The organism is Luteibacter rhizovicinus DSM 16549 (genome assembly GCF_001887595.1).
Taxonomy (GTDB): Bacteria; Pseudomonadota; Gammaproteobacteria; order Xanthomonadales; family Rhodanobacteraceae; genus Luteibacter; species Luteibacter rhizovicinus.
In genome coordinates, this window is sequence record NZ_CP017480.1 from 416,077 (window position 1) to 443,043 (window position 26,967).

Here is a 26,967-nt window from a genome sequence, read left to right on the forward strand (position 1 = left end):
CGATCACGACCGCTTCCATTGATTCAGCACGTCACGAAAACCACGCATCGTCGGCGCGTTAGCCGCCGGGGTAGCGTCGTCCTGCACCGGCGTGGCCAGGACGTGCAGCGTGCGCAAACCCCCGGTGGGCGAGGCGCCGACCAGCAGCTGCGTGCCGCCGACTTCGAGCAGCATGACTTTTTCCTTGATACCGACCGGCATCGTTTCGATGACGCGAATCTTCCGGCCGCCGGGACGCACGCGGACCTGCGCGCGGCGGCTAAGCCAACCGACGAAGAAAATGAGTGCGACGACGCCGAGCAGGCTGATCAGCACGCGGACCAGCTCCGCGCCCGAATCCACTGCCGGGGCGGCGACCGACGGGGCCACCGGAGCGACCACAGGGGCCGCCATCAGGGCGCAGGAAAGGAAGCCACCGGCGAGGGCGGCGACGGTACGGCGCATGTCGATCACCGCAGTTTGCGGACGCGCTCGGCCGGACTGATCACGTCGGTCAGCCGGATACCGAACTTTTCGTTGATCACGACGACTTCGCCGTGGGCGACCAGGGTGCCGTTGACGAAGACGTCGAGCGGCTCACCCGCGGCGCGATCGAGCTCGACCACCGAGCCCTGGTTCAGCTGCAGCAGGTTGCGAATGCTGATCTTGGTGCGACCGACCTCCATCGCCATCGTGACCGGCACGTCCAGGATGACGTCGAGGTTGACCTCGGCGCCCAGGCCCATCGACTTGTGCAGGCTCGCCTCGTTGGCGCCTTCGATCTCTTCGAGCGTGGTCGGTTCGTTCATGTCGGTTCCGGTGATCGCGTTGCTGGGGTATGTACCCCCTGAAGCAAACGGCGTGCCATGGATTCGGCGACCGGATGACGGTGAATTTTTTGTGTTTTTTCAGGTGGTTGGCGGGGCACCGCCGCTCACCCTTGCCGACCGGAAACCGTCACTTGTCGGAAAGCTGACGCGTGACGGCAGTTGCGTGCGGTGACGGTCAGTTGACGTCACACCAGCTCAGGCATTGGCTCGGTCGTGGTGATCGGCATGGCCTTGGTCTCGCCGCGCTTGCGCATCAGCGAATCGAACTGGATGGCCTTGTTGCCGTTGGAGTTGGCCATGCGGCCACGGAAGATCGGCACGTCCTCGGCGAAGATCGTGGCGAACTCCGGCAGGCTGATCGGAATGACATCGCCCTTGCGCAGGTGCAGGAAGTCGCCGATGGTCAGGCGCGCCTCGGCCAGCATGGAGGTCACCTCCACTTCCGCATCGAGGATTTCCTCGTGCAGGTTCTGGATCCAGCGCTCGTCGCGCTCGGCCCGGTCACTCTGCACGCCGGCATCGAGCAACTCGCGGATCGGCTCGACCATCGAATACGGCAGGGTCAGGTGCACTTCGCCGCCGCCGCCGTCGAGCTCGATATGGAAACGCGAGACGACCACCGTCTCCGTCGGGCTGACGATGTTCGCGAACTGCGGATTGATCTCGGAGTTGAGAAACTCGAACTGCATCTTCAGTACAGGCGCCCAGGCTTCGGCCATGGCCGTGAAGGCTTCCTGCAGCACGATCTGGATCACGCGGTTCTCGGTCGGGGTAAAGTCCCGACCTTCGATACGTGCGTGATAGCGGCCATCGCCACCGAAGAAATTGTCGATGACGGTGAACACCAGGCGCGGCTCGAACACCATCAGCGCGGTGCCGCGAAGCGGCTTGATGCGGATCAGGTTGAGGTTGCTCGGCACGGCCAGCGAGTGTACGTACTCGTTGAACTTGGTCATCTTCACACCAAGCACCGAGACTTCGCAGGACTTGCGCAACACGTTGAACAGGTTGGCGCGGAAATAACGGGCGAAACGGTCGTTGACCATTTCCAGGGTCGGCAGGCGTCCGCGGACGATCCGGTCCTGCTGGGTGAAGTCGTAGTCGTGAATGCCACCGGGCGGCGGAAGCTCGATCTCGGTTTCGACCGCACCGCCTTCCACGCCCGCCAGGAGGGCGTCGATTTCTTCCTGGGTAAGGATGTCACTCATGGCCGAAGCGTCCCGTCACTGCATGATGAAGCTGGTGAAATAGACCGCGTCCACACCGGGACGGCCAATCTTTTCCTTGAGCACGCGCTGGATTTCGCCCAGCGCGGCGGCCTGCAGCTTCTGCTTGCCCTTCACGTCGGACAGCGACTTGATGTCCTGCGCGGAGAACAGCATCAGCAGCGCGTTACGGATCTCCGGATCGGCTTCCTTGGCCGCGGCGATGGCTTCCGGGTCGTGGGACATCACGTTGACGCCGACCTGCAGAAAACGTAGGGCGGTGTCGTCCTGGAAGTTAACGACGAAGGCCGGATCCAGCTGCAGATAAACGGCCGGCTTGGACTTGGCGATTTCCGCCGCGTCGCCCCCCGCCTTGCCGTGACCGCCCTTCATCAGGACGTAGCCACCCGCGCCGCCGGCAACGAGCACGACCAGCGCGGCGATGAGCACGAGTCCGCCCTTGCCCTTTTTCTTGGGAGCGCCTTCGGCGGGATCTTTGGGTGCTGCAGCCATGCGTGGAACCTCTGGAATGCGAATACGTAGATGGTCTTGCCCGTGGGGCTTACGGGTATTGTTGCAAGCGACGTGCCATCTGCGTCATCCGTATCCCGGATGGAAAGATGGCGCTGTGACGTGGTTCTCGATGCGACAGGGATGGCAGTGAGCGAGGCGATAATTTGACGCCTGCCGACATCCCGTCACCGAACGGCGTCACGCCACCTCGTCGACCAGGCTGCGGGAAACACGTGAGGTCGCGACCACGTCGGTTGCTGCCTTGTCGTCGGCCATGGCCGCGCCCTGCCCGCCCGGTCCATTGCCCTGCCCCGGATTCTGTCCCGGATCGCGCTGGCCGACATTGGTCTCGCCCAGGGACAAGCCGTGGTGGGCAAGCATGGTGTCGAGCTGCGACAACGTCTGCTGCACGGCATGCACGGCTGCCGGGTGCTGGGCGAGGATGGCCACGTTGACCTTCCCGCCATCCATGCTCACGTGGACATCCATGCTGCCGAGCTCTTCCGGATGCAGCTTGATGCGTGCCGACTTGACGTCGCCCGAGCCCATCCACGCGATCTGCTCACCCAGCTCCTGGCCGAACTGCGGCGATGTGGCGGCCTGCGTGGCCTGGACCTGCACGGCGGGAGCGGCCACGCCATTCATGGCCGGCGCGTGCATCAGGGGCATGGGGCTGGTCTTCGCCAGATCGATCGCCGGCGCATCGTCCTTGCTCGCCGGCAGATCGCCACCCTGGGCGGCGAGCAGGCTGGCGAAAGGCGAGGCGGTAGCTGCCGCAACGGGTGCCGCTGCCGGCATGGCGTCCATGGCAGGCAGGCCCGTAGACGCATCGTCCTTCGCGGCAACCGTCGTGTTCGCTGCGGCGCCTGCACCGGGTGTCGGAGCCGCACCGGCCATCGCACCCAGGGCATCGCCCAGCTTGCCGACCGCCGTCGTCGCCACAGCGACGGCCTTTCCTGCCAGCTCGCCAACCTTCGGCGGCACGCCGATCAAAGCGAGCACGCTGGTGGCAAGCGATGTGTCGCCATCGGTCGTATCGTCTTTCTTCGTTGTGTCGTCGTCGGGCTTCTTATCAGACGCCTGCGCCGACGTCGGCTTGTCGGGGCCTGCATCCTTCGCCGCGGACGAACTGCTGGACGTTGTCGAACCCTGGTCCGACGACGAGTCCTTGGTCTTGCGCGCATCGGCATGCGCCGCGTCCATTGCCGCGTCGAAGCGCTTGTTCGACGCCGTGTCGTCATTCGCCTTGCCGGGAACCGACGAAGCGGCAGCGCCGGCGACGGGCGATGCGGCGGGGGTAACCGGGCGGGCGACATTGAGGGCAAGCGTGGCGTTGTTCATGCGGAGTACTCGATGAGGTCGTTCGGGAGGCGGCGGACGCACGCAGGCGTCATGCCTCGCTCCGGGGATTTCGGCGGTATTGCGAGCGTTCGTCAGCCTGCGCCTGCTCGCGGCGATCGTCCGACTTGCGCTCCTGCTCGCGATACTTCGTGGTCACCGAGTCCAGCGCCTTCGCGCGGCCCCGTGCGTCGGTCCACAAGCCACGCGCGTGCTCCAGCGCCTGCTCGCGACGCTGTACCTCGCCCAGCTGCTGGACGATGGCCATGTCGATCTTCTGCAGGAACTGCTGGCGATTGAGCAGGGCGGCGATGCCGATGCCGTCGGGCATCTCGGCGTATTCGTTACGGTATCGGCGCAGCTCGACGAGTTGATGCTCGGCATCGGCCAGGGCACGCTGCTGCGTGGCGAGCACACGCACCGCGTCCTCGGCCTTCTCTTCGGCGAGATCGACGACGGGTTGCAGGCGGTCGGCACGGGAGGGCATCAGCCGGCCTTCGTCGTGTCAGCGAGGCCGGATTCGGCGTCGGCGAGATTCACCGGCTCGTCGGTTTCCTGCTGCAGGAAGGCCGACAGCCGCGGGTAGAGTGCGATGGCTTCGTCCGTGCGCGGGTCGCTGCCTTTCTGGTACGCGCCCACCGCGATGAGGTCGCGCTGCTGACGGTAGGCCGAATAGACCTGGCGGAACCGCTGGGCGGAGCGCATGTGTTCCTTGCTGACCACGGCCGGCATCACGCGGCTGATCGATGCCTCGATATCGATGGCCGGGTAGTGCCCCGCCTCGGCAAGGTCGCGCGACAGCACGATGTGGCCGTCGAGAATGGCGCGGGCGGCGTCGGCGATCGGATCATGCCGGTAGTCGTCACCCTCGGTAAGCACGGTGTAGAAAGCCGTGATGGACCCTCGACCCTCGGCGTCGTTGCCGGCGCGCTCGACGAGCGCGGGAAGCATCGCGAACACGGAGGGTGGGTAGCCCTTGGTGGCCGGCGGCTCGCCGATGGCCAGTGCAATCTCGCGCTGTGCCTGGGCATAGCGTGTGAGCGAGTCCATCAGCAGGAGAACGCGCAGGCCCTGGTCACGAAAATGTTCGGCCACTGCCGTGGCGACTTGCGCCCCACGCAGTCGGCTCAACGGCGGCGCATCCGCCGGCGCGGCGACGACCACGGCACGGCGACGCCCTTCTTCGCCCAGCGTGTGATCGACGAATTCCTTGACCTCACGACCGCGCTCACCGATCAGGCCGACCACAACGACATCGGCGTCGGTAAAGCGGGTCATCATGCCCATCAGCGTGGACTTACCCACGCCCGAGCCGGCGAACAGACCGATACGCTGGCCACGACCGACGGTGAGTAGCGAATTGATCGCCCGGACGCCAACATCGAGCGGCGTGTCGATCGGACGACGCATCATGGGATTGATCGGATCGCGGCGCAGGGGCGCGCGTTCCCGGGCCAGCAGCGGGCCCAGGCCATCGAGCGGCGCGCCATCGGGACCGATGACACGACCCAGCAGCGAGTCGCCCACCGGGACACCGGAGACGGCGGCCACCGGCGTCACGCGCGCATTGGGCAGCACGCCATGCATTTCACCCGTGGGCATCAGCAGCAGACGTCCATCGGAAAAGCCGACCACCTCGGTTTCGAGCTGCCTGCCGTCGGCACCGGCGACCATGCAACGGGCGCCAACGGGCGCCTCGCAGCCGACGGCTTCGAGCGTGAGGCCAACGACCCGGCGCAACTTGCCCTCCGCCTGCAGCGGCCGCACGCGCTCGGCGTTCGCACGCTGGGCGGCGAGCGATTCGCGCCAGTGCGCGATGCGGGCGGCGGTGTGGCTATCGGCACTCACGAGGGATCGACCTGCCCTTCGAGCACGCTGTCGATCACCGCCGCCAGGCGCGTGCGGACGCGCGCATCGAGTCGTGACTGCTCGCTCTCCAGGCGCACGTCGCCGCGCTCCAGAGTGGCATCGTCGACGACGCTGCCTTCATGGTCGACGCCGACGCGATGCTCGCGAACGAGCGCCGCATCGGCGGGATGGAGGTGGATCTTGAGGTGACGCGAGGCCGCTGGCAGCGCATCGACCGCCTGGCGGACGACGTCGAGGATTTTTTCCGGCTGCGTGGCGATTTCATAACCCAGCACGCGCTCGGCGATGACGGTCGCCAACACGGCGAGGTCACCGGCGACATCATGATCCAGCTCGGCGAACGGACGCTCGACCGCGGCGAACAAGGCATCCAGACGAGCCACCTGCTCGGCAAGCTCGCGCCGGGCCATCGCACGGCCCTCGGCGAGTCCGCCATTGAAGCCTTCTTCGCGCGCCTGGCGTTCGATCGCCTCGATCTCGGCAACGGTCGGCCGATGCGGGCCTTCGTCCTCGACTTCCGCACGCGCAACATGGGGATCCGGGCCACCGACGACAGGCAACTCCCAGCGTTCGAACTGGTCGACGCGTTCGCGGGCGAGGATCGAGGTAAGGCTCATCAGACGAATTCTTCCCCGCCACCGGCGAGATTGATCTGGCCCGCATCAGCGAGACGCCGCGCCGTGGCCAGGACTTCCTTCTGCGCCGCATCGACCTCGGAGAGCCGAACCGGACCCTTGACCTCGAGGTCGTCGCGCAGCATGTCGGCGGCGCGCTTGGACATGTTGGCGAAAATCTTCTCTCGAATGGCCGTCTCCGCACCCTTGAGGGCGGTGATCAGGCGTGCCGAAGGGACCTCGCGCAGCAGCGTCTGCATGCTGCGGTCGTCGAGATCGGCGAGGTCGTCGAAGACGAACATCAGCTCTTCGATGCGCTCGCCGAGGCCGGTGTCGATGCCGCGGATCGAGGCCATCAGCTCGGCTTCGCGCGAGGTTTCCATCGCGTTGAGGATGTCCGCCGCGGCCTTGAGGCCACCGACGCTGGCCGACTTCAGCTTGTTGGAGTTGCCGGAGAACTGGCGTTCCATGATTTCGTCCAGCTCGTTCAGCGCATGCGGCTGCACGCCATCGAGCGTGGCGATGCGCATGACGACGTCGCTGCGCGTACGTGCCGGCAGGTAACCGATCACTTCGGCGGCCTGGTCGGCCTCGAGGTGGGCCATCACCAGCGCGATGATCTGCGGATGCTCCTGGCCGATCATCTCGGCAATGGCGCGGCTTTCCATCCACTTCAGCGATTCCAGGCCCTTGCTGCTACGGCCCAGGAGGATGCGGTCGATAAGACCGCCTGCCTTGTTCTCGCCCAGCGCGTTGACGAGGATGCGGCGGATGTATTCCTCGGTGCCCACGCCGATCGACGTGTGCTGGCCGACATCTTCCTGCAGCTTGGTCAGGACGGTTTCGACCTGCTCCTTGGAAACGTTCTTCAAAGCGGCCATGGCCGTGCCGACGGCCTGGACGTCGCGTGCACCGAGGTGCTTGAGAATCGAGGCAGCGTCTTCCTCACCCAGGGTAAGGAGCAGGATCGCTGCCCGCTGCGCGCCCGTGAGCGCGTCTTTCGGTTCAAGCGCCATCGTCGGATACCCAGCTCTTCACGACTTGCGCAACCTGTTTGGGATTCTCGGCAGCCATGCGCTTGGCCAGGCCGACCTTCTGTTCGTAAGCCAGCAGCGCGGGCGAGCCCAGCTGCGGCGATGTGCTCACCCGATCCGGCGTCATGTCGTCATCGTCGACCATGACCGACACCGTCGGCATGGGACCGGCCAGCGCCACGTTGTTCATCATCATCGGTGCCGGCTTGAGCAGACCCTTGAGGATGGGACGCAGGACGAAGAAACCGACGATCAGGGCGATCATCACGCCGAGACCCTGCTTGATCAGGTCGAGCATGCCCGGACGCTCCCAGAACGGCGTCGACTGCGGCTCTTCATCGGCGATGGCGCCATGGAAGGCTTCGTTGATCACGCTGACGCTGTCGCCGCGCGCGGCACTGAAGCCGACGGCGTTCTTGGTGAGCTCGGTCAGGCGGGACAATTCTTCGGGCGTGAACGCCACGCTCTTGTTCTTGCCGTCCTTGTCCGGCACCTGCTTGTTGTCGACGACCACGGCGACGGACAAGCGTGCGACCTTGCCGGCAGGATCGGTGACATGGCTGACGGTGCGATCGAGTTCGTAGTTGCGCGTGGCGCTCTGCGTCTGCTGTGTCGGCGTCTGCGCCGTCTGCGTGGCGGCATTCTGGCCCTGGCCGGGCTTGGCGCCGGCGCCCGCAGCAGGATTGGCGGCGGTCGCGTTCGCTCCGGTGTTCGGCGGCTGATTGCTCAGCGCACCCGGTACGCCACCGTTGTTGGCGGCATCCGTACGCGTTTCGCTGTTGGTCTGCTCGCTGCGCAGCGCCGGGTTATCGTGATTGAACGTTTCGCTGGCCTTCTCGGTCTGCGAGAAATCGAGGTCGGCGAAGACCTGGGCGCGTACCTTGCCGGCACCCACGAGCGGCGTCAGCAGGTCTTCGACGCGCTGCGTATAAGTGGCTTCGATACGGTTGGAAAGGCGCAGACGGCTGTCACCGATGGCAGACGCACTGTCGGGGTCACTCACGGTCAGCAAATTGCCACCCTGGTCGATCACCGACACCTGGCGCGTATCGAGATCCGGCACGCTGGCGGCCACCAGATGCACGATGGCGGCGACCTGGCCCTGGTCGAGCTGGCGCCCCGGATAGAGCGAGACGACCACCGACGCACTCGCCGGCTTGTTGTCACGGACGAAGGCGGAAGGCTTGGGCAGCGCGAGGTGGACACGCGCCGCACGGATCGACTGCAGGCCGGCGATCGTGCTGGAAAGATCGTTCTCGAGCATGGACTGGTAGCGCGATCGCTCGGCCATGTCGCTCATGCCGAACGGCGAGTCGGCCTGGGGCACGGCGCTCGCCGCACTGCCCTGCGGCAGACCCTGGCCGGCGAGCTTGAGGCGCACGCCAGCCACGTCGGCGGCGGGCACGAAGATGGAGCTGCCGTCGTTGCTGAGCGTGTACGGCGTATTGCCTGCCTGCAGTGCCTGGGTCACGGCGGCGGCGTCTTTCTGTTCGAGGCCGCCATAGAGGAGGCCATAGTTCGGCGCGCGCGACCACATCACCGCGGCGATACCGATCGCGACCGCGCCAGCGATGCCCGCGAGCATGAAGAGCTGTCGCGCCGCCGGCGTCTGCGCCAGCGACTTCAACGAGTCCATGCGCTTGCCGTCGTTGTTGTCCGTGGTGGCTACGCCGTTATCTGCCATGGTTCGACTTCAGTCCTTTTGGGAGACGCATGTCGCTTAGAGCGACATGTTCATGATTTCTTTGTAGGCATCGACCATCTTGTTGCGCACTTCAGTCATGGCGCGGAACGAGAGGTCGGCTTTTTGACCCTGGATCATCACCTGCGCCAGATCGATGCCGGGATCCCCACGTTCGAACCCCGCTGCCATCTGGCCGGCCTTCTCCTGGGTCTTGGCCACGCCGTCGATGGACTGCTTGAGCAGGTCACCGAACGAACTCTTCCCGGCGCCTGCCGCCTCGCCCACGCCGCGCAGGGCGGGCATCTCGGTCTGCGCGCTGATGCGGCGCATCTGGAGCAGGAGGCTGTTGACATCGATCGTGGTCATGACGGTTTTCCAACGCGTTATCGGCTTAATGACACTCGATGCACGAGCTATGCCAACCGAACGCGATCCACGCCGTGGGCAATCAGCCCACCTGCGCCGTCTCGGACAAACCGTACTTGCGCAGCTTTTCGACGAGCGTCGTGCGCTGGACACGCAGGAGCTTGGCGGCATGGGCGACCACGCCGTTGGCCGAATTCAGGGCCTGACGGATCAGGCCGATCTCGATACCGGCCAGGTGGTCCTTGAGGTCGAGGCCACCCAGCGGGAGCACGGCGGGATCGCCCTCGCCGAAACCGAAGGCTTCGGTCACCGGCTCCGGCTCGGCTTCCATCATGGCGATCAGCGCGGCACCGGAGACTTCTTCCACCGGCAGCGCACCGCGGTATTTTTCCGGCAGGTCCCCGGCGCGCACTTCGCCGTGCGGCATGAGGATGGCCATGCGCTCGACGAGGTTCGACAGCTCGCGCACGTTGCCCGGCCAGGGGTGCTGGCACAGCGCATTCATCGCGCTCGGCGAGAAGCGCACCGACGACAGGCCACGCTGGACCAGACGCTGATTGAATTCGGTAATCAGGGCCGGCAGGTCTTCGAGACGCTGACCGAGTGCCGGCATCTCGAGCGGGAAGACGCTGAGGCGATAGAAGAGATCCTCGCGGAAGCCGCCACGCTCGATCGCCGACTCGAGGTCGCGATGAGTGGCCGCGATGATGCGCACGTCGCAGCGCTGGGCACGATTGCCGCCGACGCGCTCGAACACGCGTTCCTGCAGCACGCGCAGCAGCTTCACCTGCATCGGCAGGCTCATGTCGCCGATCTCGTCGAGGAACAGCGTGCCGCCCTCGGCCATCTCGAAGCGACCCTTACGTGTGCTGATGGCACCGGTGAAGGCACCCTTCTCGTGACCGAACAACTCACTCTCGAGCAGCTCGGCCGGAATGGCGCCGCAGTTGATCGCGACGAACGGCTTGTCGCGACGCGGCGAGCAGTCGTGGATGGTGCGGGCGACCAGCTCCTTGCCGCTGCCGGACTCGCCCAGCACCAGGACGCTGGAGTCGAACGGCGCGACCTGGCGGATCAGCGCGTTGACCCGCTGCATCGGGCCGGACTGACCGACCAGACGACGGCTGGCCGGGGTCGGCTCGATACGGGAATGCAAGGCACGCAGGGCTTCGGAGAGGCGCTCGTAGCGCAGCGGTACGTCGATCAGCTCGATGTTCTGGCTGCGGGCGTCGTCGCCGGCGATCAGCGGCGTGGCCATCGGCGAGTCCGCGGCGACGAGCAGCGGCAGATTGCGGCCATGACGACCGAGGCTGCCCAGGTAGCCTTCCATCTCGGCTTCGTCTTCCACCGTACCGACGAAGGCACCGCGCCAGCTTTCACTCGTATCCAGCGTCGACATGCGGTTCGCCAGCACCGGACGGTAGCCGAGGAAGGCCAGCGCCGAGACAACGTTGTCCGCGCGGGCGGCGTCGGATTCGATGACGAGAAAGTTGGAAGACTTCACCTGAAATACCTCACGTTGCGTGTGATCGAAGTGCCGGAGCAGGGTTCGCGGTGGAATCCCGTCGGCTTCGTTGCAAGGTATCAATCAAGGAGCGTGCCAACGTCGGAATTCCGGCGCCTCGCGGCAAGAACTCACGCTATATGGCGGTGTCGCCCGCCGTGAAGAAAACCTTTTCGGCAGGTCGAGGGCATGTGAAGAGGCAGCGGCACGTCAAGCCTGACAACACGCGTCACGAATGTGACGCAGGGCGCCACGCGACGTTAAGACGTCACGTGACGTAAAAGGTCACTTCAACCTTCCGAGGGTTCTTGCGGTCGGGCGTGCGCCCTCGCCTCGGCCACCTGGCGCCGGTGCTGGCGGAAAACCAGGCGCTCGATGCCATCGCGAACCGGCTCGGAGAGCCCCTCGAAACCCAGGAAACCCTTGCCGTCGGTCGGCCCGGCGAGGCGGACAGCCGGCAGTTCCAAAGGCAGAGCCCGGCAGGCGTCAAAGTGGATCTTCAGCAAGGCGGTCTGGCCCACGGGCGGCAATCCATCCCAGGGCAGGACGGCCCCGGAGGCATTGAAGCGAAGGGCGATACGCGGCGGCAGGCCGGATTGGGGCAGGAGCAGCCGGTTGACGATCTCCATGAGCACATTGAGCTTGGCATCCAGCCGGGCCACTTCCTGGGTCAGCGGACTATCGTCTTCGCTGATATCGCTGCGGCGGTCCATCAGGGCCGAGACGGCGACCAGGACGCTGGCGTTACGGTCGTTGATCAGGGCCAGGGCGGCCGCATCGGGACGTGGACCCGGTTCGCAGGTCGCATGGAAGCGGGCGTCCCAGGCGACGCGTTCGGAAAATGCCAGCCAGCCTTCGTCACTCATGCGCCCGCCCCTGCCAGAGATACGTCGGTCAGAACGAACTATACGCGGCGACGGCCCGGCGCACGCGCCGGGAGGCGTCCCATGCGGCGGCGGCCTCGTCGCGCGCGGCAGACACCAGATCCTTGATCAGGCCGTCGGTCAACATGATCGCCTTGAGCGATTCGAGGGATTCCGGCGTGTCGCGCATGCTGCCGCTGCGGATCACCGGCTCGCGCTCGGCCTCCAGGGCAGCCAGTTGGTCCCACTCGCTTTCACTCGCCGCCGCGTGCATCGCCTCGGTCAGCGTAAGTACCCGGTCGAGATCGCACCAGACCGTGTCGTTCACGCGCCGGTCCCGGCGACCTGGCGGGCTTCCACCGGAATGGCCACCCAGCTTTCGCGAATCTGGCCAAGCAGGTTGCTGACTTCGTCCAGGGCGCTGATGTCGTTATGGACATTGGCGTGGAGCAACCGGCGGCTCATATAGTCGTACAGGCTGTCGAGCTGACCGACCAGCGGCGTCTTCACGTTATGGTTCAGGCCCGCCTGCAGCGCACCGACTATTTCAATCGACTTGGAGATCGCCTCGCCCTTGCCGGCGATGTTGCCGTTGACCGTGCAACCGCGTGCGAAGCGGATGCGCTCAAGTGCGCCGTCCATGAGCATGGTGACCAGACCGTGTGGATCGGCCGTTTCGACGCCGCCGCCGGTACGAACCTGCTGGTAAGCGCCAGCGCCTTGGGAATATCCGAGTGCCATGTGTGTGTCCTGAGGTGTCCGGTCAGCTCTTCGAGGCGGTCAGCGAATCGAACTGCTGCTGGAGAAAGCTGCTCGTGCTGCTCAGCTTGGTCATCATCGTGTCGAGCGCCGTGTACTGCGTCGTCAGCCGTGTCGTGTAGTCCTGCATGGTGACGTCGTAGTCACTCTGCTGCTGCGCGATGTCCTTGGCTTTCTGGTTCAGGTTGGCCGTGCGCTCGGTCAGGATGCCGCTGGACGAGGTCCAGCTGGTGATCATGGCGTCGAGCTTCGGCGCGATACCGTTCGTGCCGCTGAGCAGCGCCTGGGTCCCCTTGGGATCGGAGGCCAGCGCGGCGGTCAGCTTGGTCGAATCGAAAGCGAGCGTTCCGTCCACCTGGAATGACACGCCCAGGTTGCTTAGCGAGGTCGGGCCTGGCGCATTGCTCGAAAGCTGGGAGCCGATCAGGCTGGTCACCTGGCTCTTCAGCGACGTGACCGTGGCGTCGCCGATGAGGGCACCGACTTCGTTGGTGGTCGAGTCGTACTTCGTCAACGACTGATAGGTCGAAACGAAGGAGTTATACGAGGTCACCAGGCTCTGCAGCGCAGAGGTCACCGCCGACGGATCGTTGGCGATGGTGAGCGAGCTGGAACCGACCTTCGACAGGGTAAGGGTCACGCCGTCGATCGCACCGGTGACCGAATTGGTCGTGCTGGTGGCTGGCGTACCGTCGATCGTGAACGTGGCGTCCTGCGCCTTCGTCGTCGCCGTATCCGTGGTCGGATCGAAATTCAGCTTCGACAGATTGCCATCGCCGCCGCTGGTGGTGACCGTGAACGCGTTCGCCGCACCGGTCGCCGAGGACGTCAGCACCAGATGGGCGCCGTCCGTACCGGTGATGATGCTGGCCGTGACGCCGGGGTTGTCGGAGGACTTGTTGATCGAATCGCGGATGTTCTGCAGCGAATTCGCGCCGGAGGCGACATTGAGGTTCATCGACTTGCCGCCGATGGAGATCGTCAACGTGCCGGTGCCGGCCGCGGAGGTCGCGTCGGTGAACCCTGCAGAGGTGGTCTTCTGTACGGAAGCCAGCTGGCCAACGACGATGTTGTAGACGTTGGGCTGGGCCGTGGCATCGGCGGATGCGCCGATGATCGTGGAGTCGCCGACCGTGGTCTTCTGCGTGGTGAACGCGGAACCGTCGGTGAGCGCCTTGATCGCGGTCTGCAAACTCGTCAGCGAGGACGTGAAGTTGCCGATCGCGGAAACCTGGGTGGTGTTGCTGCTTGCCTGGGCAGCCAGTGCCTTGTCCGTCGCTGCACGCTTGTTGGCAACCAGGTTGCTGACAATGGACGCGACGTCGATGGAGCTGGAACCGAGTGTGATGGGGGTCGTGGCCATGAAGCTCTCCTGGTGGACGCCTCACTGCCCTGGGCGCCAATTTGTCGACGGCTGGCCCCCTTGCGAGGACCAGCCGCAGACAACTAAGCAATTACCCTGCCAAGCTTGTTACTGGAGCAGCTTGGTGACGATCTGCTGGCTCTGGTTGGCCTGGGCGAGAACCGAGACGCCGGCCTGCTGCAGGATCTGAGCCGAAGACATGTTCGCCGTTTCCTGGGCGAAGTCGGCGTCGGTGATGGCCGACTTCGACGAGGTCAGGTTCTGCGAGATGTTCTGCAGGTTGGAGATGGTCGACTCGAAGCGGTTCTGCACGGCACCGAGGGTCGAGCGCAGGCTGGAAACCGACTGCAGGGCGGCATCGATGTGGTTGATCGTGTCGTTGGCGCCGTCGACCGTCTTGACGCTGGAATCGGCCAGGGTCTGCGTGGTGCTGACCGCGTCGGTCTGGCTCGTGATGCCGAGGGCCAGAGCGCCGCCCGTGGTCTTCGCTGCCACCGTGATGGCCGACGCCGAGGAGAACTTCAGCGAACCGTCGGTCGATACGTAGGCATTGATGCCCTTGCCCGACTTCGAGTTGATCGCGTCAGCCACGTCCTGCATGGACTTGAACGAGCCGGTCAGGTCGAAGGACTGGCCGCCGACCGTGAAGGAGGCGTCGCCAGCGACGAGGTCGATGCTGGTGGCGGTGCCCTTGACGGCGCCGGTGGAGTCAGCACTGGTAGCGCCGGTAGCCGTGGTAGCGGCCAGGCCGAGGGCCGTGTTGGCCGTGCCGCCGATGGCGATCGCGCCCTGACCGGGGCCCGTACCTGCCACTGCCGTGATCTTGATCTCGCCCGAGGTGTCGACGCTGGCGACATTGCCGCCAGCAGCCTTGTTGATGGCAGCTGCGAGGTCGGTGGTGTTGGTGTACGTGCCGGCGGCGACGTTAACCGCAGCGCCGGTACCCGCCGTGACGGTCAGGTCGCCAGCGGCGAGCGTCAGACCCTTCGGGAAGGTGGCGGCAGCGATCGAACCGGTGGCCAGCTGGCCGACCTGGTTGGCCTTCATGCCCTGGTCGAGGCCGACGTTGATGACTTCACCGACGTTCGCGCCAACCTGGAAGCTGAGGTTCTGGGCGGAGCCGTCCAGGACCTTCATGCCGTTGAAGTTGGTCTGCGTGGCGATACGGGTGACTTCCGACAGACGCTGCTGGACTTCGGCGTCGAGAGCGGCGCGGTCGCTGTCCGAGTTGGACGCGTTGGTCGACTGCACGGCCAGCTCACGGATGCGCTGAAGGTTGTTCGTGACTTCGTCGAGGGCCGATTCGGTCGTCTGCGACAGCGAGATACCGTCGTTGGCGTTCTGCACGGCGCGGTTGAGGCCGTTGATCTGCGTGGTCATGCGGGTCGAAATGGCGAGGCCGGCGGCGTCGTCCTTCGCGCTGTTGATGCGGTTACCCGACGACAGACGCTCGATAGCCGAGGCCAGCTTCGTCTGCGAAGTGCCCAGGTTACGCTGAGCGTTCAGCGACATGATGTTGGTGTTGATGGTCAGAGCCATGGGAATAATCCTTTGTAAGCGGAACCGAAATGCCGGAGGTTGTGCGGCGTAGTCCGGCGGGGTTCCGTGATGGAAGCCTTCCGCCTCAGAGAGGTTTACGGCACGCCGGGAAGAAACTTGAGAACTTTTTCTGCCTGTCAACAACTTTCTTGATCAGGGTCCGGAAGAAACTGCGTTCCCAGGCTCTGTCGGGTTCCTTATCGGCACCATGTGCTCCGGGTTTAGGCCCAATTTCAGGCGGCTTGGTGGGAGCCGATTCATCGGCGAATGGTGACTACACCCGCGGCGCAGCCGCGACCTTGAGGTTGCTTGCCTCGGTTCCCAGCGGAGGGCGAAGCAAGAGCTCGCCGATGAATCGGCTCCTACAAGGAGCGGTATTGGCAGCCACAAAAAAAGAGGCGGCTTGTAGGCCGCCTCTTGTACCAGCAGATCGCCGCTGAAGCGGCTCCCACATGTCTTGCTCTTCTGCCTCGCTTACTTGAGGTAGTTGAACAGCGAGAGATTCTGCATCTTTACGTAGGACTGCTGCGCGGCATCGAGTGCCGCCTGTTGCTGCGAAAACTTGCTCGCCGCGCTGGCGACATCGAGTTCGGTCAGGTCGGACAGCGTGCCTGCGTACTGCAGCGATGTATCCGCACTGATCTGGGTCTGCTGATCGAGGATGTTCATGCGCGCACCGATCTTCGTGCGCGTGTCGGTGAAGCTTGTCTGCGCCTGGTCGAGGTTCTGCAGCTGCGCATTGAGCTGGTTGTTCATACCCGCACCGCCGCCCGGCGTTTCGAAAGCAGTGATGATGCCCGCCACGGTCGAGAAGACGTCCTGCGACGACGACGGCGCCACGGCGAACGAGTCGCCCGCGGCCGGAGTGCCGGTCATGTTGAGCTGCGCGCCCTTGAAATTGATCGTACCGCTGTCACCGGAGTATGTGCCGGTAGACAAAGCCGGGCCGGTCGGGTTGGTCGCATCGTGTATTTCGTAAGTCGTCGGCGAAGTGAAGTTCACCGTGTAACTACCGCCATCCCATTGCGAAGCGTCAGTCACCGAGGTGGCACCGACGACGCCCGTGCCGGTGTTGGTCGCGCCGGCCGTCGTCACGAAGGTGCCATTGCCACCGCGGATCGACATGAAGACGTCGGAACCGCTGTCACCGGTGGCTACCTGAAGGCCTGCCGCGGCAGCCACCATGCGCTGGTTCTGGTCGCCGCCGTAGCTCACGCTGAGGTCGGACAGGGTGAAGGGCTGCGTGGACGTACGACTACCGGCGAAGAGGTATTCGCCCTGCCCGTCCTTCGTATTGCCAAGGGCGACGAGCTGCCCGAGGGTCTGTCGCAGCTCCGTGGCGATGGACTGGCGCGACTGGTCGGTCTGCGTCCCGTTCATACCTTCGAGGGTGAGCGTGCGGATACGGTCGAGGATATCCCCCGCCGAAGCCACCGAGCTTTCTTCAGCCGACAATTTGGTGTTGGCCGACTGGATGTTTCGCGTGTATTGGTCGTTCTGTGCGCTGGCCGAACTGACGTCGACCGCGCGCGCTGCCGCCGCGGGATTGTCCGCCGGGGTCTGGATGGCCTTGCCGTTGCCGAGCGCGAGCTGGGTCTGCGACAGATCGTACTGACGATCCAGCATCGTGTTGACGGCTTGCTGCGCGCCCCATGAAGTCGAAATACGCATGATCAGCCCTGCACGGCAGTAAGAAGGGAGTTGAAGATCGTGTTGGCGGTGTTGATCACCTGCGCGGCTGCCGCATAGGACTGCTGGAAGCGCAGGAGATTGGCCGCCTCTTCGTCCATGTTCACACCTGAAAGGCCCTGCTGTGACGCCGTCGCCTGATCGAGGATGCTCTGCTGCGCAGTCAACGCGGTGTTCGCCTGCGCGCCAGCCGTACCCACCTGGGCAATGAGCTGGCTATACGCCTTGCCCACCGTGGTGACACCGTTGTCGAGCACGCCCTTGGTGGCGACGTTTGCCATGGCGAGCGCATTGCCGTTGTCACCACTGGCCGAACCTGCCGGTTTTACCGAGAACGTGTCGTTAGCGGCAGGCGAGCCCGTTAGCTTTAGCGTCCAGCCAGGACCGGTGATCGTGTCGCCATCGGCATAGGTCTGCGGCGCACCGCCATTGATCGAGTACGTGGTGGGCGATGTGAAGGTGATCGTGGCCGGCGTATTGAACGCCGGATTCGTCACGTCGGTCACCGTGAGGTTGCCGAGCACGCCCTTGCCGGTATTACTCGCGCCCTTCGTCGCGGCGAGCGGTCCGGATGCAGCGATCTTGCTGGTATCGGACACGGCGACCGACATCGTCGAGGCCGCGTTGCGTGTCGGCTGGATCTGGAAGCTGTCACCCGCCACGGCACCCGCACCGACGGTGACGTTCAGGCCGCCGACCACGAACGGATCCGCTGCCGTGCCGGTACCGGTCATGGGTACGGTCACACCCGCCGTCGTCGTCGCGGACCAGTTCGTACCGTCGAAACGCATGACGTAATCGGAGGCATCGAGCTTCGAGACATCCGCGACGGTGGCCGTGACCGAACCCGTGCCCTTGTTCGCCGTGCTGTTGAACACCGCCGGGTCGGCGATGTTGAAGAAGTCGCCACCGGCCGCGCCGTTGAGGTCGATGCCCTGAGCGCTCTGCTTGTTGAAGGCGTCCGTCATGGCGATGGCCGCGCGGCCGAGCTGGTTACGCGCCGGATCCAGCACATTGGTACGGAAATCGAAGGTCGCCCCCAGTGACCCCGAGCCCAGCTGGCTGCTGATCACCGAGCCGCCGGGGCCGACCACTTCCAGGCGCGATGAATCGTACTGGTTGTTCGCCGTGCTCAGCTGGGTGGCATTGGTCCCGTTGACCAGCGGCTGGCCGTTACCCACGGAGACCGTATACATGTGGTCGCTGGTCTGGGTGACATTGACCCCGACGATCTGGGACAGCTGGGACACCGCCTGATCGCGGGCATCGAGCAGGTCGTTGGGCACCGCCCCACCCGCGTAGCCTTTCTGGATCTGACCGTTGAGGTCCGCGATGCTCTTGGCCAGCGAGTTGATGCTGTCGACGGCGGCACTGATCTGCTGGTTGGTCTGCTGGTCGAGCTGTTGGAACTGCGAGGACAGCGACTTGAACGTGGCCACCAGCGTATTCGCCTTGCCGATCATGGCCTGGCGGCTCGCGGTGTCGATCGGTGCATTGGCCACGTCGCTCACCGAGCCGAAAAAGCCGTCGAGCGCCGTCTGCAGGTTCGCCGAACCGCTCACCGCATTGTTCACCGAGGCGGTGAGCGTGGCGTACTGCGAGGCGCGGCTTTGCCCGGAACTGGCCGACCACACCGACTGGGTCAGAAACTGGCTGTAGGCACGCTGCACGCTGATCGCATCGGCACCCTGGCCGACGTAATAGCCGCCGTTGTATTGGGGCGCGCGCGCGTTGAATGTCGTCGTTTGCCGCGTGTAACCCGCGGTGTTGACGTTGCTGATGTTGTGACCAACGGTCGACAGTCCTACCTGCGACGCAAGCAGTCCTGATACACCGGTGGAGAGCAGATCGGCCATCGTCTTTTCCTTCGCTTAACTATTCGTGGGCCCGTGCTTACAGATCGCCGGCGACTTGCTTGAGCGCTGCGAGCGCCTGCTTCATCACTGGCCCGTTGGCGATATCGGTGAGCTTCTGCGCGTAACTGGGATCGGTGGCATAGCCGCCGCTGGTCAGTGCATGCGCGAAGCCGGCGATATCGTCGCCACGGCCGACAGCGTTCGCGAAGCGCGGACTGCTGGCGACCATGTTTGCGTAATCCTTGAAGGAGTCCGACGGCGAGTCGTAGGCGCGGAAGCTGTCCTTCTTGCGCACGGCAACACCGTTTTCGTACTCGAGCGTGGGAACGTTGACGCGCTTGCCGTCCCAGCTGCTGCCGGCCTTGATGCCGAACATGTTGTTGCTCGCCGTCGTGCCCTGCGCCGGCATGTGCTTGCCCCAGCCGGTTTCGAGTGCCGCCTGCGCCAGCAGTGCCCGCACGGAGACACCGAGTTTTTTCGCTGCCTCGATCGCATGCGGTGCGAGCTTCTGCACGAAGTCCTCGGGGCTGGAGATGGACATCTTGCCCACCGCGCTGACGACGGCGTTCGCGCCGTCGCCGACCGCCTGCCCCGCCTTGCCGAGCATGCGCTCGAGCGAATCCATGAGACCGCTGTCCTGATCCGACTTCGACGACACGGCATCCGCCGTGCTGGCATCGCCGGTGACACCGGCGAAGAGTCCGTTGTCCGCCGACGTGCCCTGGGTGGGCTGCGCGCCGCCGAGCTGGCGCATCAGCATGTCGGCAATGCCGATACCCTTGCCCTGAGACAGCGTCACCGACAACTGGTGATCGAACATGTCACGGTACGAGTTGGCCGCCTGCGAGCCCATGATGTCGTCGCCCATCGCGGAGCTGGCATCACGCATCGACTTCAGCATCATCTGGGTGAAGATGGATTCGAACTGCTTGGCGACGGTCGGCAGTGCCGCCTTGGAATCCTGCTTGGCGGCCGAGCGCAGGCCGGCAAACCCGGACATGTCCGAGTAAGTGCCAAGTCGCTGCGCGTCGACCGTGTTGGCCATGTCAGATCACCACCAGCTCGGCGTGCAGGGCGCCGGATTCCTTCAGCGCCTGCAGGATCGAGATGAGGTCGCTCGGCGAAGCGCCGACCTGGTTCACCGCACGCACGATGGCGTCGAGGCTGGTGCCCGGGCCGAACTTGAACATGTGGCCGCCATCTTCGCTCACCGCCACCTGGCTGCTCGGCACCACGGCCGTCTGGCCGCGCGAAAAGGCATTCGGCTGGCTGACCTGCGGCTGTTCGCTGATCGTGACCTGGATCGACCCGTGGGCCACGGCGGCGGCTCCGACCTTCACATCGGAGCCAATCACGACCGTACCGGTGCGCGAGTTGACGATGATCCGTGCCGGTGCGTCGCCCGGCGTGACTTCCAGTGCCTGGATCGTCGACAGCCAGGCAACACGCTGGGACGGATCCATCGGCGCGCGTACGGCAACCGAACCGGAATCCATGGCATTCGCCGTGCCCGAGCCGAAGTTGTGGTTCACCGCCTCGGCAATGCGTGCGGCCGTGGTGAAGTCGGCGGTATTGAGGTTGAGCATGAGGTCACCGCCCTTGTCGAAGGACGAGGCGACGCTGCGCTCGATGCTTGCGCCGCCGGGAATGCGGCCGCTGGCGGAGATGTTCACCTGCACGCTCGAGCCGCTCTTGCCCTGGGCGCTGACGCCGCCGACGATGACACTGCCCTGGGCGATGGCGTAGACGTTGCCGTCGGCACCCTTCAGAGGCGACATGAGGAGTTCGCCACCGCGGATGCTCTTCGCGTTACCGATCGAAGCGACGGTCACATCGATGCGCTGCCCGGGCTTGGCGAAGGGCGGCAGCTCGGCGGTGATCGTCACCGCGGCGGCGTTCTTCAGCTGCGGGCGCACGTTGGCGGGCACGGTGACCCCGAACTGCTGGAGCATGTTCTCCAGGCTCTGCGTGGTGAAAGGGGCCTGGCTGGTCTGGTCGCCACTGCCGTCGAGGCCGACGACCAGGCCGTAGCCGATCAGCTGGTTGCTGCGCACACCGCCGACCTGGACGAGATCGCGGATGCGATCGGCCTGCGCCGGAACGACGGCGCCGAGGGCGAGTACGACAGCAGCCGTGCGAACGATGCCGCGAAGGCGAAGTGCAAACGTCTTCATCAGAACGGCATCCACTTCGAATCGAAGAAGCGCGACAACCAGCCTCGCGTATTCGAGTCGGCCAGCGTGCCCTTGCCGACATATTCGATGCGTGCATCGGCGACGCGGCTCGACGGCACGATGTTGTCGTTACCGATGTCCTGGGCGCGCACGATGCCGGAGATCCGGACGAGTTCCTCGCCCTGGTTGATGGTGAGCCACTTCTCGCCGCGTACGATCAAGGCGCCGTTGGACAGGCGCTGGGCGACGGTGACGGTGATCTGGCCGGTCAGCGCGTTGCTCTGGCTCGACGAGCCGTCGCCGGCAAAGGCGTTGTCGCTGGACAACGAGCTGTCGGCGGTCTTGCCGCCGACCTTCAGGCCATGGCCAAGCAAGGTCGGTGACGCGATGTTGCTGCCATTCTTCTTGCTGGTGGCCGTCGTCGCCTTCTTGCTGGCCTGCGTGCTTTCCACCAGCGAGATGGTGAGGATGTCGCCGACACGGTGCGCCCGCGGATCGGAGAACAACTCCAGCGAGGTCTGGTCGGCATAGATCGAGCCGGTCGCCTGCGGTGCGGTCGTCTGTTCGGGCGGCAGCGTGGCGGCGTACATCGGCTTCGGTGTCGGCGGCACGATCGCGCAACCCGTGAGGGCGGCGAGCGGCAGCGCGGCGAGCAGGATGCGGGCGAAGGAACGATTCATGACGTGTCTCAGGTCTTGTTGGATATGAACTGAAGCATCTGATCGGCCGTCGAGATCGCCTTCGAGTTCATCTCGTAGGCGCGCTGGGTCTCGATCATGTTCACCATTTCCTCGACGACGTTGACGTTCGACGCTTCGAGGGCGTTCTGGTCGAGGGTGCCCAAGCCGTTGAGGCCGGCGGTACCCGTCTGCGGAGCGCCGCTGGACGCGGTCTCCAGGTAAAGGTTGTCACCACGCGGCTGCAGGCCGGCCGGGTTGACGAAGTCGGCGAGCTGGATCGTACCGACCTGCTGCGACGCGGCGTTGGCCGCGGTGGTGACGCTCACCGTACCGTCCTTGCCGATGGTCACCGTGCTGGCGTTCGCCGGGATCGTGATCGACGGCTCGAGCGGGTAACCGTCGTTGGTGGTGATCTGGCCATCCTGGTCGCGCTTGAGCGAGCCGTCACGCGTATAGCCCACGGTGCCGTCCGGCAGGGTCACCTGGAGGAAGCCACGACCGTCGATGCGTACGTCGAGCGGGTTGTCGGTCTGCTGCGAGCCGCCCTGGTCGAACATCTTCTGGGTACCGACCACACGGACACCGGTGCCCATCATGAAGCCGGTGGGCGACTGGGTCTGCTCGGTCGTCTGTGCACCGGCCTGACCGCGGTTCTGATACGTCAGATCCTCGAACTCGGCGCGGGCCCGCTTGAAGCCCGTGGTGTTCGTATTGGCCAGGTTGTTCGAGACGACGTCCATGCGCGTCTGCTGCGCATCGAGGCCGGTCTTGGCGATCCAGAGGGACGAGAACATCGTTGACTCCTGCGCTTGGGCGCTTTACATGCCGGCGACGGAAATGCGTCGCGTGGCGGTGGTTAACCCACCTGTAGCAATTTCGATGCCGACTGGGCGTTTTCGTCGGCGGTCTTGATCGAACGCACCTGCATCTCGAACTCGCGGGACAGCGAAATCATCTTGACCAGCACGTCGGAAGGGTTGACGTTGCTCGACTCGATCGCGCCAGAGGCTACCCGCACGTTGGCGTCCGCCTGGGGCGTGCTGCCGTCTTTCATGTGCATGAGGCTGTCGCTGCCGTAGGTCAGCTGGTCGTTGCCCGGGTTGACGAGCTTGATCCGGTCGGTCGTGGCGATGGTGGCCGGGGACTCACCGAGCGGAACGACGGAAATCGTGCCGTCGGAACCGATCTTCACGCTGGAAGCCTGGGGAATCGTGATCGGACCGCCGCCGCCCATGACGGCGTTGCCACGCGCGTCCGTCAACAAACCGTCGGCGTTGATCCGCAGGTTGCCCGCACGGGTATAACCTTCGTTGCCGTCCGCGCCCTGAACCGCGATCCAGCCGTCGCCCTGCACCGAGACGTCCAGATCGTTACCGGTCTGCATCTGCGCGCCGGCGGTGGTATCCCAACCGGTGCCCTGGGCCACGCCGTTGATACGCGTCTGCATGCCGTCGCCCTGCACGGGCAGGCTCTGGAACGCCGACAACTCCGCCTTGAAGCCGGTGGTATTGGCGTTGGCGAGGTTGTGTGCCACTTCGTCCTGCGCGCGCATGATCTGCGTGGCGCCGGTCATCGCGACATATACGGAACGATCCATGGCGGAATCCCTGTTCGACGGCGGAAGCGTGCGTGCGCGACCCGAAGGCCGCGCACGCGGCCACGCTTAGTTGCGGATGTTGATGATGGTCTGGGTCAGCGTGTTGTCGGTCGAGATGACCTGGGCGTTGGCCTGGTAGTTGCGCTGCGCCTTGATCATGTTGACCAGCTGCGCGGTCAGGTCGGCCGTGTTGGACGCCTCGAGCGAACCGGACTGGATCGTTCCGAGACCGCCTGCATTGGCCGTGCCGCGGATCGGCTGACCCGATTCCGACGACGGCGCCCAGTTGGTGTCGTTGAGCTGACGCAGGCCCTGGTCGTTGGCGAACGTGGCGATGGCGAGTTGGCCGAGCGGCACGCTCGCGCCGTTGGAATACTTCGCCGAGACCGTACCGTCCTTGGCCACGTCGATGTTGGAGAACGTGCCGGCGGCGTAGCCGTCGTTCGACACCGCGGTGGTCGAGGAGCTGTCACCGAACTGGGTGACCTTGGTCATGTCGATGCTGAGGTTCAGCGGCGTCGCGCCCGGGTTGGGCGAAACCGCGCCGAAGTTGAGCTTGCCGCCGGCAGGGGTGAGGATCGCACCGCCCGCGCTGAAGGTCATCTGCTGAGCGGTACCGACCTGGGTACCGTCGACCGTCATGTTGGCGCTCCACGTGTTCGGATTGGTCGCATCCTTCGTGTAGTACACGTTGACCGTGTGCGACGCGCCGAGGGAATCGTAGGCCTGGAACGTGGAGAGCGTGTTGTAGGTCTTGTCGTTGGTCGGATCGAACGCACCGCCGGTCGGCGCCGTGGCGCTGGCGGCCAGGTTCGCGGTCAGGCCGATGTTGGTCGACGCCTTGGCGGGGCTCGACCCCGTGGTCAGCTTCAGGTCGGCCAGGCTGCTGATGTCGAAACCGCCGTTGGCGGTCGGCGGATACACCTGTACGTTCTGACCCGTCGCATTGACGACGTTGCCGTTGTCATCGGGATGGAAATTGCCGGCGCGGGTATACGAATAGCCCGAGCCGTCGCGGACGGTGAAGAAACCCGCGCCGCTGATGGCGAAGTCGTAGGAGTTGCCGGTCTGCGTCGCGGCACCGTCGCTGAACTGCTGGGCGATGTTGGTCAGGCGCACGCCGCTGCCGGCGACCTGGGCGGAAAGATTGTTGCCGGCCGCCGAGTAGACCTGCGAGAACTCGGCGCGCGAGCCCTTGAAGCCGACGGTGTTGACGTTGGCAATGTTGTTCGCGGTGACTTCCAGGTCGGAAGACGCCGCGTTGATGCCGCTTAGGGCGATATCGAATGGCATGGTGGGTTTTCCTTGCTGGAGTTACAGGATTTGCGCGATCTGACTGAGCAGGGCGCCGCCGTAGCCGGCTACCTGCACGTAGGTTCCGTCGGTACCGGAGGCACCGACGCCTTCCACCTTTCCGCGAGCGAAGGTATCGATCGCCGTGCCGCCGGAAGTTGCGGACATCTGGTAAACGCCGTCGGGCAGCTGCGTGCCGTCGTCGGACTTGCCGTCCCAGCTGAACTGGGCGAGGCCCGCGTCCGGCTGACCAAGGCTGATCGTGCGGACGACATTGCCCGCCGTATCTTTAATCTGCACGTTGACGTAGGTGCCCGAGGTACCCACGTTCACGGCGCCATTCATCGAGGAGTCCTCGAGCTTGCCAGCGGTCGACGGCACCAGCACTTCCTGGCCGACGAGCGCGGCGGCGCGCACGAACTGGTCACCGGTGAGGTTGGAGGCCAGTGAGTCGAAGGAGCTCTGCAGCTCCTGCGTGGCGGCCACCTGCGAGAACTGCGCCATCTGGGCCACCATCTGGGTGGAGTCCATCGGCTTGGTCGGATCCTGATTGGTCATCTGGGTGACCATCAGCTTGAGGAAGTCCGACTGGTTCAGCGTCTGCTGCTGCAGCTGGCCGGTCGATGACGATGAAGACGAGGAACTGTTACCGCTGACGGCGTCTACCATGAGGATTCCTTACTTGCCGAGGTCGAGCGTCTTCTGCATGAGCTGCTTGGCGCTGTTCATGACTTCGACGTTGTTCTGATAGGAGCGCGACGCGGAGATCATGTTGACCAGCTCGTCGACCGTGTTGACGTTGCTTGAATAGACATTGCCGTTGGCGTCGGCGAGCGGATTGGATGGCTCATAACGCGCCTGGATCGGGGCCTGGCTCTCGGTGATGCCGAGCGTGCGCACGCCGCCGTTTTCCATCTGCCCGTTGACCTGCTGCTGCACGGCCGAGAACAAGGGCTGCTTGGCGTGGTACGCGCCGGCTTCGCTGCTGGCCAGGCTGTCGGCGTTGGCCATGTTGCTGGCCGTGGTGTTGAGTCGGGCCGACTGGGCGGCCATGCCGGAACCGGCGACGTCGAAGATCTTGAGCAGGCTCATGAGCTGGATCCTGTGATGGCCATGCGCATGGCGTGGATCTGCGCGGTAATGAAGCTGAGCGAGGCCTGGTAGTGGATGGCGTTGGCGGCGAACTGGGCCTGTTCGACCTGGGTATCGACCGTGTTGCCGTCCATCGTGGGCTGGGTTTCCACGCGATACGCGAGCTTGTCGGCGTCGGCCGCGGCGAACGCCGGGTTGCCGCCGATATGACCTGCCTCGGTCGCCGTCATCGACAGTCCGGCGCCATCGCTGGTTCCACTGGCAGCGGTCATCGCCTTACGGAAATCGAGATCGCGTGCGAGGAAGCCCGGCGTATCGGCATTGGCCAGGTTCGACGAAATGACTTCCGCACGGCGCTGCCACAGGCCGAGGGCCTGGGCGTGGACGCCTAATAGCGGATCCGGTTTGTCGATCATGGGCATGGCCCCCTCGTGAGCTTGGCCCGAGGGGTTGAGCAAGAGCCGTGCCACGCACGACCGGGGCTTGCGGAAGGGCTTTCTGACGCCCTTTGGGGCGAATCGAGCGAAGGCTGTCGGCCGAGGCGCCGGAATTCTGGCGCCTCGGCTCGCGACTTTGGCGACGGCTGGCCGTCGTTCACGCCAGGGGCTCGGCTTCGCCGTGACTCCCTACACTTGGGCGTCTCGCGGGGAGACCTTGGTGCCCACCCTCGCTGCTCAGACAGGTCCTCCGCGTTCCGTAGCGGAAAGGCCGCTATCGCGGCCGTGTACTTATCTGGCCTACGGCCGCTGCACTTGTACGGAACTCGCCTCGAGGGTGGACACCAAGGTCTCTCACGACGATACGGTTAGCGGGAAGGCGAGCCGTTGGGGTGAATGTGGCCGCCAAGGCCAGCCGTCACCGCAATCGTGCTCGTGCGGACATCTCGCTCAGTGAGCGGCTTCGTCGCCGTGGCGCTGCCCTCGCGAAGACGATCGCGACCGTCGCGCTGGGGTTGACCGTTTGGCGATGGCAGCCAGCAACCAAAGCGGCGTTGCTTCGTCGGCTCGGCACGCACGCACCTCAAGGATGGGAAGAGTCTTCGGTGCCCACCCTCGAGGCGAGTTCCGCACAAGTGGAGCGGCCGTAGGCCAGATAGATACATGGGCCGCGCAGCGGCCTTCCTTTA

At 64.9% G+C, this 26,967-nt stretch carries 28 protein-coding genes; all 28 read right to left on the reverse strand.

Features of this window, described 5'->3' with window-relative positions; all coding sequences use genetic code 11:
- Window positions 1–3: 3 nt before the first annotated feature.
- Window positions 4–444 (reverse strand): flagellar biosynthetic protein FliO, encoded by a 441-nt coding sequence (gene fliO, locus BJI69_RS01955; RefSeq protein WP_046966196.1) that lies wholly within the window; start codon window positions 442–444, stop codon window positions 4–6.
- 5 nt (window positions 445–449) lie between these two features.
- Window positions 450–725 (reverse strand): flagellar motor switch protein FliN, encoded by a 276-nt coding sequence (fliN, locus tag BJI69_RS01960; RefSeq protein WP_197478325.1) that lies wholly within the window; start codon window positions 723–725, stop codon window positions 450–452.
- 269 nt (window positions 726–994) lie between these two features.
- Window positions 995–2,017 (reverse strand): flagellar motor switch protein FliM, encoded by a 1,023-nt coding sequence (gene fliM / locus BJI69_RS01965; RefSeq protein WP_046966190.1) that lies wholly within the window; start codon window positions 2,015–2,017, stop codon window positions 995–997.
- Window positions 2,018–2,032: 15 nt separating this feature from the next.
- Window positions 2,033–2,527 carry a flagellar basal body-associated FliL family protein gene (locus tag BJI69_RS01970; protein ID WP_046966189.1) on the reverse strand — a complete coding sequence of 165 codons (495 nt, stop codon included), beginning with the start codon at window positions 2,525–2,527 and terminating at the stop codon, window positions 2,033–2,035.
- A 198-nt stretch (window positions 2,528–2,725) separates the two neighbouring features.
- Complete coding sequence (locus BJI69_RS01975) at window positions 2,726–3,868, reverse strand: flagellar hook-length control protein FliK (RefSeq protein WP_046966188.1); 1,143 nt, start codon at window positions 3,866–3,868, stop codon at window positions 2,726–2,728.
- 49 nt (window positions 3,869–3,917) lie between these two features.
- Complete coding sequence (gene fliJ / locus BJI69_RS01980) at window positions 3,918–4,352, reverse strand: flagellar export protein FliJ (protein ID WP_046966187.1); 435 nt, start codon at window positions 4,350–4,352, stop codon at window positions 3,918–3,920.
- On the reverse strand, window positions 4,352–5,713 hold the full coding sequence (gene fliI, locus BJI69_RS01985; protein WP_046966186.1) for a flagellar protein export ATPase FliI: 1,362 nt from the start codon (window positions 5,711–5,713) through the stop codon (window positions 4,352–4,354). Before fliI ends, fliJ begins: the two co-directional genes overlap by 1 nt.
- A complete protein-coding gene (locus tag BJI69_RS01990; RefSeq protein WP_046966185.1) occupies window positions 5,710–6,351 on the reverse strand; it encodes a FliH/SctL family protein in 642 nt (213 codons plus the stop codon). Before BJI69_RS01990 ends, fliI begins: the two co-directional genes overlap by 4 nt.
- Window positions 6,351–7,364, reverse strand: a complete 1,014-nt coding sequence (fliG, locus tag BJI69_RS01995; RefSeq protein WP_046966184.1) for a flagellar motor switch protein FliG — start codon at window positions 7,362–7,364, stop codon at window positions 6,351–6,353. Before fliG ends, BJI69_RS01990 begins: the two co-directional genes overlap by 1 nt.
- Window positions 7,354–9,066 (reverse strand): flagellar basal-body MS-ring/collar protein FliF, encoded by a 1,713-nt coding sequence (gene fliF / locus BJI69_RS02000; RefSeq protein WP_046966183.1) that lies wholly within the window; start codon window positions 9,064–9,066, stop codon window positions 7,354–7,356. Before fliF ends, fliG begins: the two co-directional genes overlap by 11 nt.
- Window positions 9,067–9,102: 36 nt before the next feature.
- A complete protein-coding gene (fliE, locus tag BJI69_RS02005; RefSeq protein WP_046966182.1) occupies window positions 9,103–9,432 on the reverse strand; it encodes a flagellar hook-basal body complex protein FliE in 330 nt (109 codons plus the stop codon).
- Window positions 9,433–9,514: 82 nt separating this feature from the next.
- Window positions 9,515–10,936, reverse strand: a complete 1,422-nt coding sequence (locus BJI69_RS02010) for a sigma-54 dependent transcriptional regulator (protein ID WP_046966181.1) — start codon at window positions 10,934–10,936, stop codon at window positions 9,515–9,517.
- Window positions 10,937–11,226: 290 nt separating this feature from the next.
- Complete coding sequence (locus tag BJI69_RS02015; protein WP_046966180.1) at window positions 11,227–11,802, reverse strand: PilZ domain-containing protein; 576 nt, start codon at window positions 11,800–11,802, stop codon at window positions 11,227–11,229.
- Between the two features lie 28 nt (window positions 11,803–11,830).
- Window positions 11,831–12,127: a flagellar protein FliT gene (locus BJI69_RS02020; RefSeq protein ID WP_053057348.1), complete on the reverse strand. Its 297-nt coding sequence runs from the start codon at window positions 12,125–12,127 to the stop codon at window positions 11,831–11,833.
- Window positions 12,124–12,540 (reverse strand): flagellar export chaperone FliS, encoded by a 417-nt coding sequence (gene fliS, locus BJI69_RS02025; RefSeq protein ID WP_046966179.1) that lies wholly within the window; start codon window positions 12,538–12,540, stop codon window positions 12,124–12,126. The genes BJI69_RS02020 and fliS overlap by 4 nt, the downstream gene beginning before the upstream one ends.
- A gap of 22 nt (window positions 12,541–12,562) precedes the next feature.
- Window positions 12,563–13,921, reverse strand: coding sequence for a flagellar filament capping protein FliD (gene fliD / locus BJI69_RS02030; RefSeq protein WP_046966178.1), 1,359 nt, complete (start codon window positions 13,919–13,921; stop codon window positions 12,563–12,565).
- A gap of 108 nt (window positions 13,922–14,029) precedes the next feature.
- Entirely contained in the window at window positions 14,030–15,460 is a 1,431-nt protein-coding gene (locus BJI69_RS02035; RefSeq protein WP_046966177.1) for a flagellin N-terminal helical domain-containing protein, read from the reverse strand.
- 474 nt (window positions 15,461–15,934) lie between these two features.
- Entirely contained in the window at window positions 15,935–17,131 is a 1,197-nt protein-coding gene (flgL, locus tag BJI69_RS02040; protein ID WP_046966176.1) for a flagellar hook-associated protein FlgL, read from the reverse strand.
- A gap of 2 nt (window positions 17,132–17,133) precedes the next feature.
- On the reverse strand, window positions 17,134–19,005 hold the full coding sequence (flgK, locus tag BJI69_RS02045) for a flagellar hook-associated protein FlgK (RefSeq protein WP_046966175.1): 1,872 nt from the start codon (window positions 19,003–19,005) through the stop codon (window positions 17,134–17,136).
- Between the two features lie 37 nt (window positions 19,006–19,042).
- A complete protein-coding gene (flgJ, locus tag BJI69_RS02050; RefSeq protein ID WP_046966174.1) occupies window positions 19,043–20,050 on the reverse strand; it encodes a flagellar assembly peptidoglycan hydrolase FlgJ in 1,008 nt (335 codons plus the stop codon).
- A 1-nt stretch (window position 20,051) separates the two neighbouring features.
- Entirely contained in the window at window positions 20,052–21,179 is a 1,128-nt protein-coding gene (locus tag BJI69_RS02055) for a flagellar basal body P-ring protein FlgI (RefSeq protein WP_046966173.1), read from the reverse strand.
- On the reverse strand, window positions 21,179–21,859 hold the full coding sequence (gene flgH, locus BJI69_RS02060; RefSeq protein ID WP_071924857.1) for a flagellar basal body L-ring protein FlgH: 681 nt from the start codon (window positions 21,857–21,859) through the stop codon (window positions 21,179–21,181). Before flgH ends, BJI69_RS02055 begins: the two co-directional genes overlap by 1 nt.
- 8 nt (window positions 21,860–21,867) lie before the next feature.
- On the reverse strand, window positions 21,868–22,653 hold the full coding sequence (gene flgG / locus BJI69_RS02065) for a flagellar basal-body rod protein FlgG (protein ID WP_046966172.1): 786 nt from the start codon (window positions 22,651–22,653) through the stop codon (window positions 21,868–21,870).
- A 62-nt stretch (window positions 22,654–22,715) separates the two neighbouring features.
- Window positions 22,716–23,456 (reverse strand): flagellar basal-body rod protein FlgF, encoded by a 741-nt coding sequence (gene flgF / locus BJI69_RS02070; RefSeq protein WP_046966171.1) that lies wholly within the window; start codon window positions 23,454–23,456, stop codon window positions 22,716–22,718.
- 66 nt (window positions 23,457–23,522) lie between these two features.
- Window positions 23,523–24,749 (reverse strand): flagellar hook protein FlgE, encoded by a 1,227-nt coding sequence (gene flgE, locus BJI69_RS02075; protein ID WP_046966170.1) that lies wholly within the window; start codon window positions 24,747–24,749, stop codon window positions 23,523–23,525.
- A gap of 21 nt (window positions 24,750–24,770) precedes the next feature.
- Complete coding sequence (locus tag BJI69_RS02080) at window positions 24,771–25,418, reverse strand: flagellar hook assembly protein FlgD (RefSeq protein ID WP_046966169.1); 648 nt, start codon at window positions 25,416–25,418, stop codon at window positions 24,771–24,773.
- Window positions 25,419–25,427: 9 nt separating this feature from the next.
- Complete coding sequence (flgC, locus tag BJI69_RS02085) at window positions 25,428–25,841, reverse strand: flagellar basal body rod protein FlgC (protein WP_046966168.1); 414 nt, start codon at window positions 25,839–25,841, stop codon at window positions 25,428–25,430.
- Window positions 25,838–26,257 carry a flagellar basal body rod protein FlgB gene (gene flgB, locus BJI69_RS02090; protein WP_046966193.1) on the reverse strand — a complete coding sequence of 140 codons (420 nt, stop codon included), beginning with the start codon at window positions 26,255–26,257 and terminating at the stop codon, window positions 25,838–25,840. The genes flgC and flgB overlap by 4 nt, the downstream gene beginning before the upstream one ends.
- Window positions 26,258–26,967: the final 710 nt, after the last annotated feature.

Excerpts from the sequence above, each read along its gene's own strand:
- fliN (WP_197478325.1), bottom strand. The coding sequence starts at position 725 with ATGGGCCTGGGCGCCGAGGTCAACCTCGACGTCATCCTGGACGTGCCG.
- BJI69_RS02015 (WP_046966180.1), bottom strand. The coding sequence starts at position 11,802 with ATGAGTGACGAAGGCTGGCTGGCATTTTCCGAACGCGTCGCCTGGGAC.
- flgH (WP_071924857.1), bottom strand. The coding sequence starts at position 21,859 with ATGAATCGTTCCTTCGCCCGCATCCTGCTCGCCGCGCTGCCGCTCGCC.
- fliE (WP_046966182.1), bottom strand. The coding sequence starts at position 9,432 with ATGACCACGATCGATGTCAACAGCCTCCTGCTCCAGATGCGCCGCATC.
- BJI69_RS02055 (WP_046966173.1), bottom strand. The coding sequence starts at position 21,179 with ATGAAGACGTTTGCACTTCGCCTTCGCGGCATCGTTCGCACGGCTGCT.
- flgL (WP_046966176.1), bottom strand. The coding sequence starts at position 17,131 with ATGCGTATTTCGACTTCATGGGGCGCGCAGCAAGCCGTCAACACGATG.
- flgB (WP_046966193.1), bottom strand. The coding sequence starts at position 26,257 with ATGATCGACAAACCGGATCCGCTATTAGGCGTCCACGCCCAGGCCCTC.
- flgC (WP_046966168.1), bottom strand. The coding sequence starts at position 25,841 with ATGAGCCTGCTCAAGATCTTCGACGTCGCCGGTTCCGGCATGGCCGCC.
- flgG (WP_046966172.1), bottom strand. The coding sequence starts at position 22,653 with ATGTTCTCGTCCCTCTGGATCGCCAAGACCGGCCTCGATGCGCAGCAG.
- fliJ (WP_046966187.1), bottom strand. The coding sequence starts at position 4,352 with ATGCCCTCCCGTGCCGACCGCCTGCAACCCGTCGTCGATCTCGCCGAA.
- fliS (WP_046966179.1), bottom strand. The coding sequence starts at position 12,540 with ATGGCACTCGGATATTCCCAAGGCGCTGGCGCTTACCAGCAGGTTCGT.
- BJI69_RS01975 (WP_046966188.1), bottom strand. The coding sequence starts at position 3,868 with ATGAACAACGCCACGCTTGCCCTCAATGTCGCCCGCCCGGTTACCCCC.
- fliO (WP_046966196.1), bottom strand. The coding sequence starts at position 444 with ATGCGCCGTACCGTCGCCGCCCTCGCCGGTGGCTTCCTTTCCTGCGCC.
- fliM (WP_046966190.1), bottom strand. The coding sequence starts at position 2,017 with ATGAGTGACATCCTTACCCAGGAAGAAATCGACGCCCTCCTGGCGGGC.
- BJI69_RS01990 (WP_046966185.1), bottom strand. The coding sequence starts at position 6,351 with ATGAGCCTTACCTCGATCCTCGCCCGCGAACGCGTCGACCAGTTCGAA.
- fliF (WP_046966183.1), bottom strand. The coding sequence starts at position 9,066 with ATGGCAGATAACGGCGTAGCCACCACGGACAACAACGACGGCAAGCGC.
- BJI69_RS01970 (WP_046966189.1), bottom strand. The coding sequence starts at position 2,527 with ATGGCTGCAGCACCCAAAGATCCCGCCGAAGGCGCTCCCAAGAAAAAG.
- BJI69_RS02035 (WP_046966177.1), bottom strand. The coding sequence starts at position 15,460 with ATGGCTCTGACCATCAACACCAACATCATGTCGCTGAACGCTCAGCGT.
- BJI69_RS02080 (WP_046966169.1), bottom strand. The coding sequence starts at position 25,418 with ATGGTAGACGCCGTCAGCGGTAACAGTTCCTCGTCTTCATCGTCATCG.
- flgE (WP_046966170.1), bottom strand. The coding sequence starts at position 24,749 with ATGCCATTCGATATCGCCCTAAGCGGCATCAACGCGGCGTCTTCCGAC.
- flgK (WP_046966175.1), bottom strand. The coding sequence starts at position 19,005 with ATGGCCGATCTGCTCTCCACCGGTGTATCAGGACTGCTTGCGTCGCAG.
- flgF (WP_046966171.1), bottom strand. The coding sequence starts at position 23,456 with ATGGATCGTTCCGTATATGTCGCGATGACCGGCGCCACGCAGATCATG.
- flgJ (WP_046966174.1), bottom strand. The coding sequence starts at position 20,050 with ATGGCCAACACGGTCGACGCGCAGCGACTTGGCACTTACTCGGACATG.
- fliG (WP_046966184.1), bottom strand. The coding sequence starts at position 7,364 with ATGGCGCTTGAACCGAAAGACGCGCTCACGGGCGCGCAGCGGGCAGCG.
- fliD (WP_046966178.1), bottom strand. The coding sequence starts at position 13,921 with ATGGCCACGACCCCCATCACACTCGGTTCCAGCTCCATCGACGTCGCG.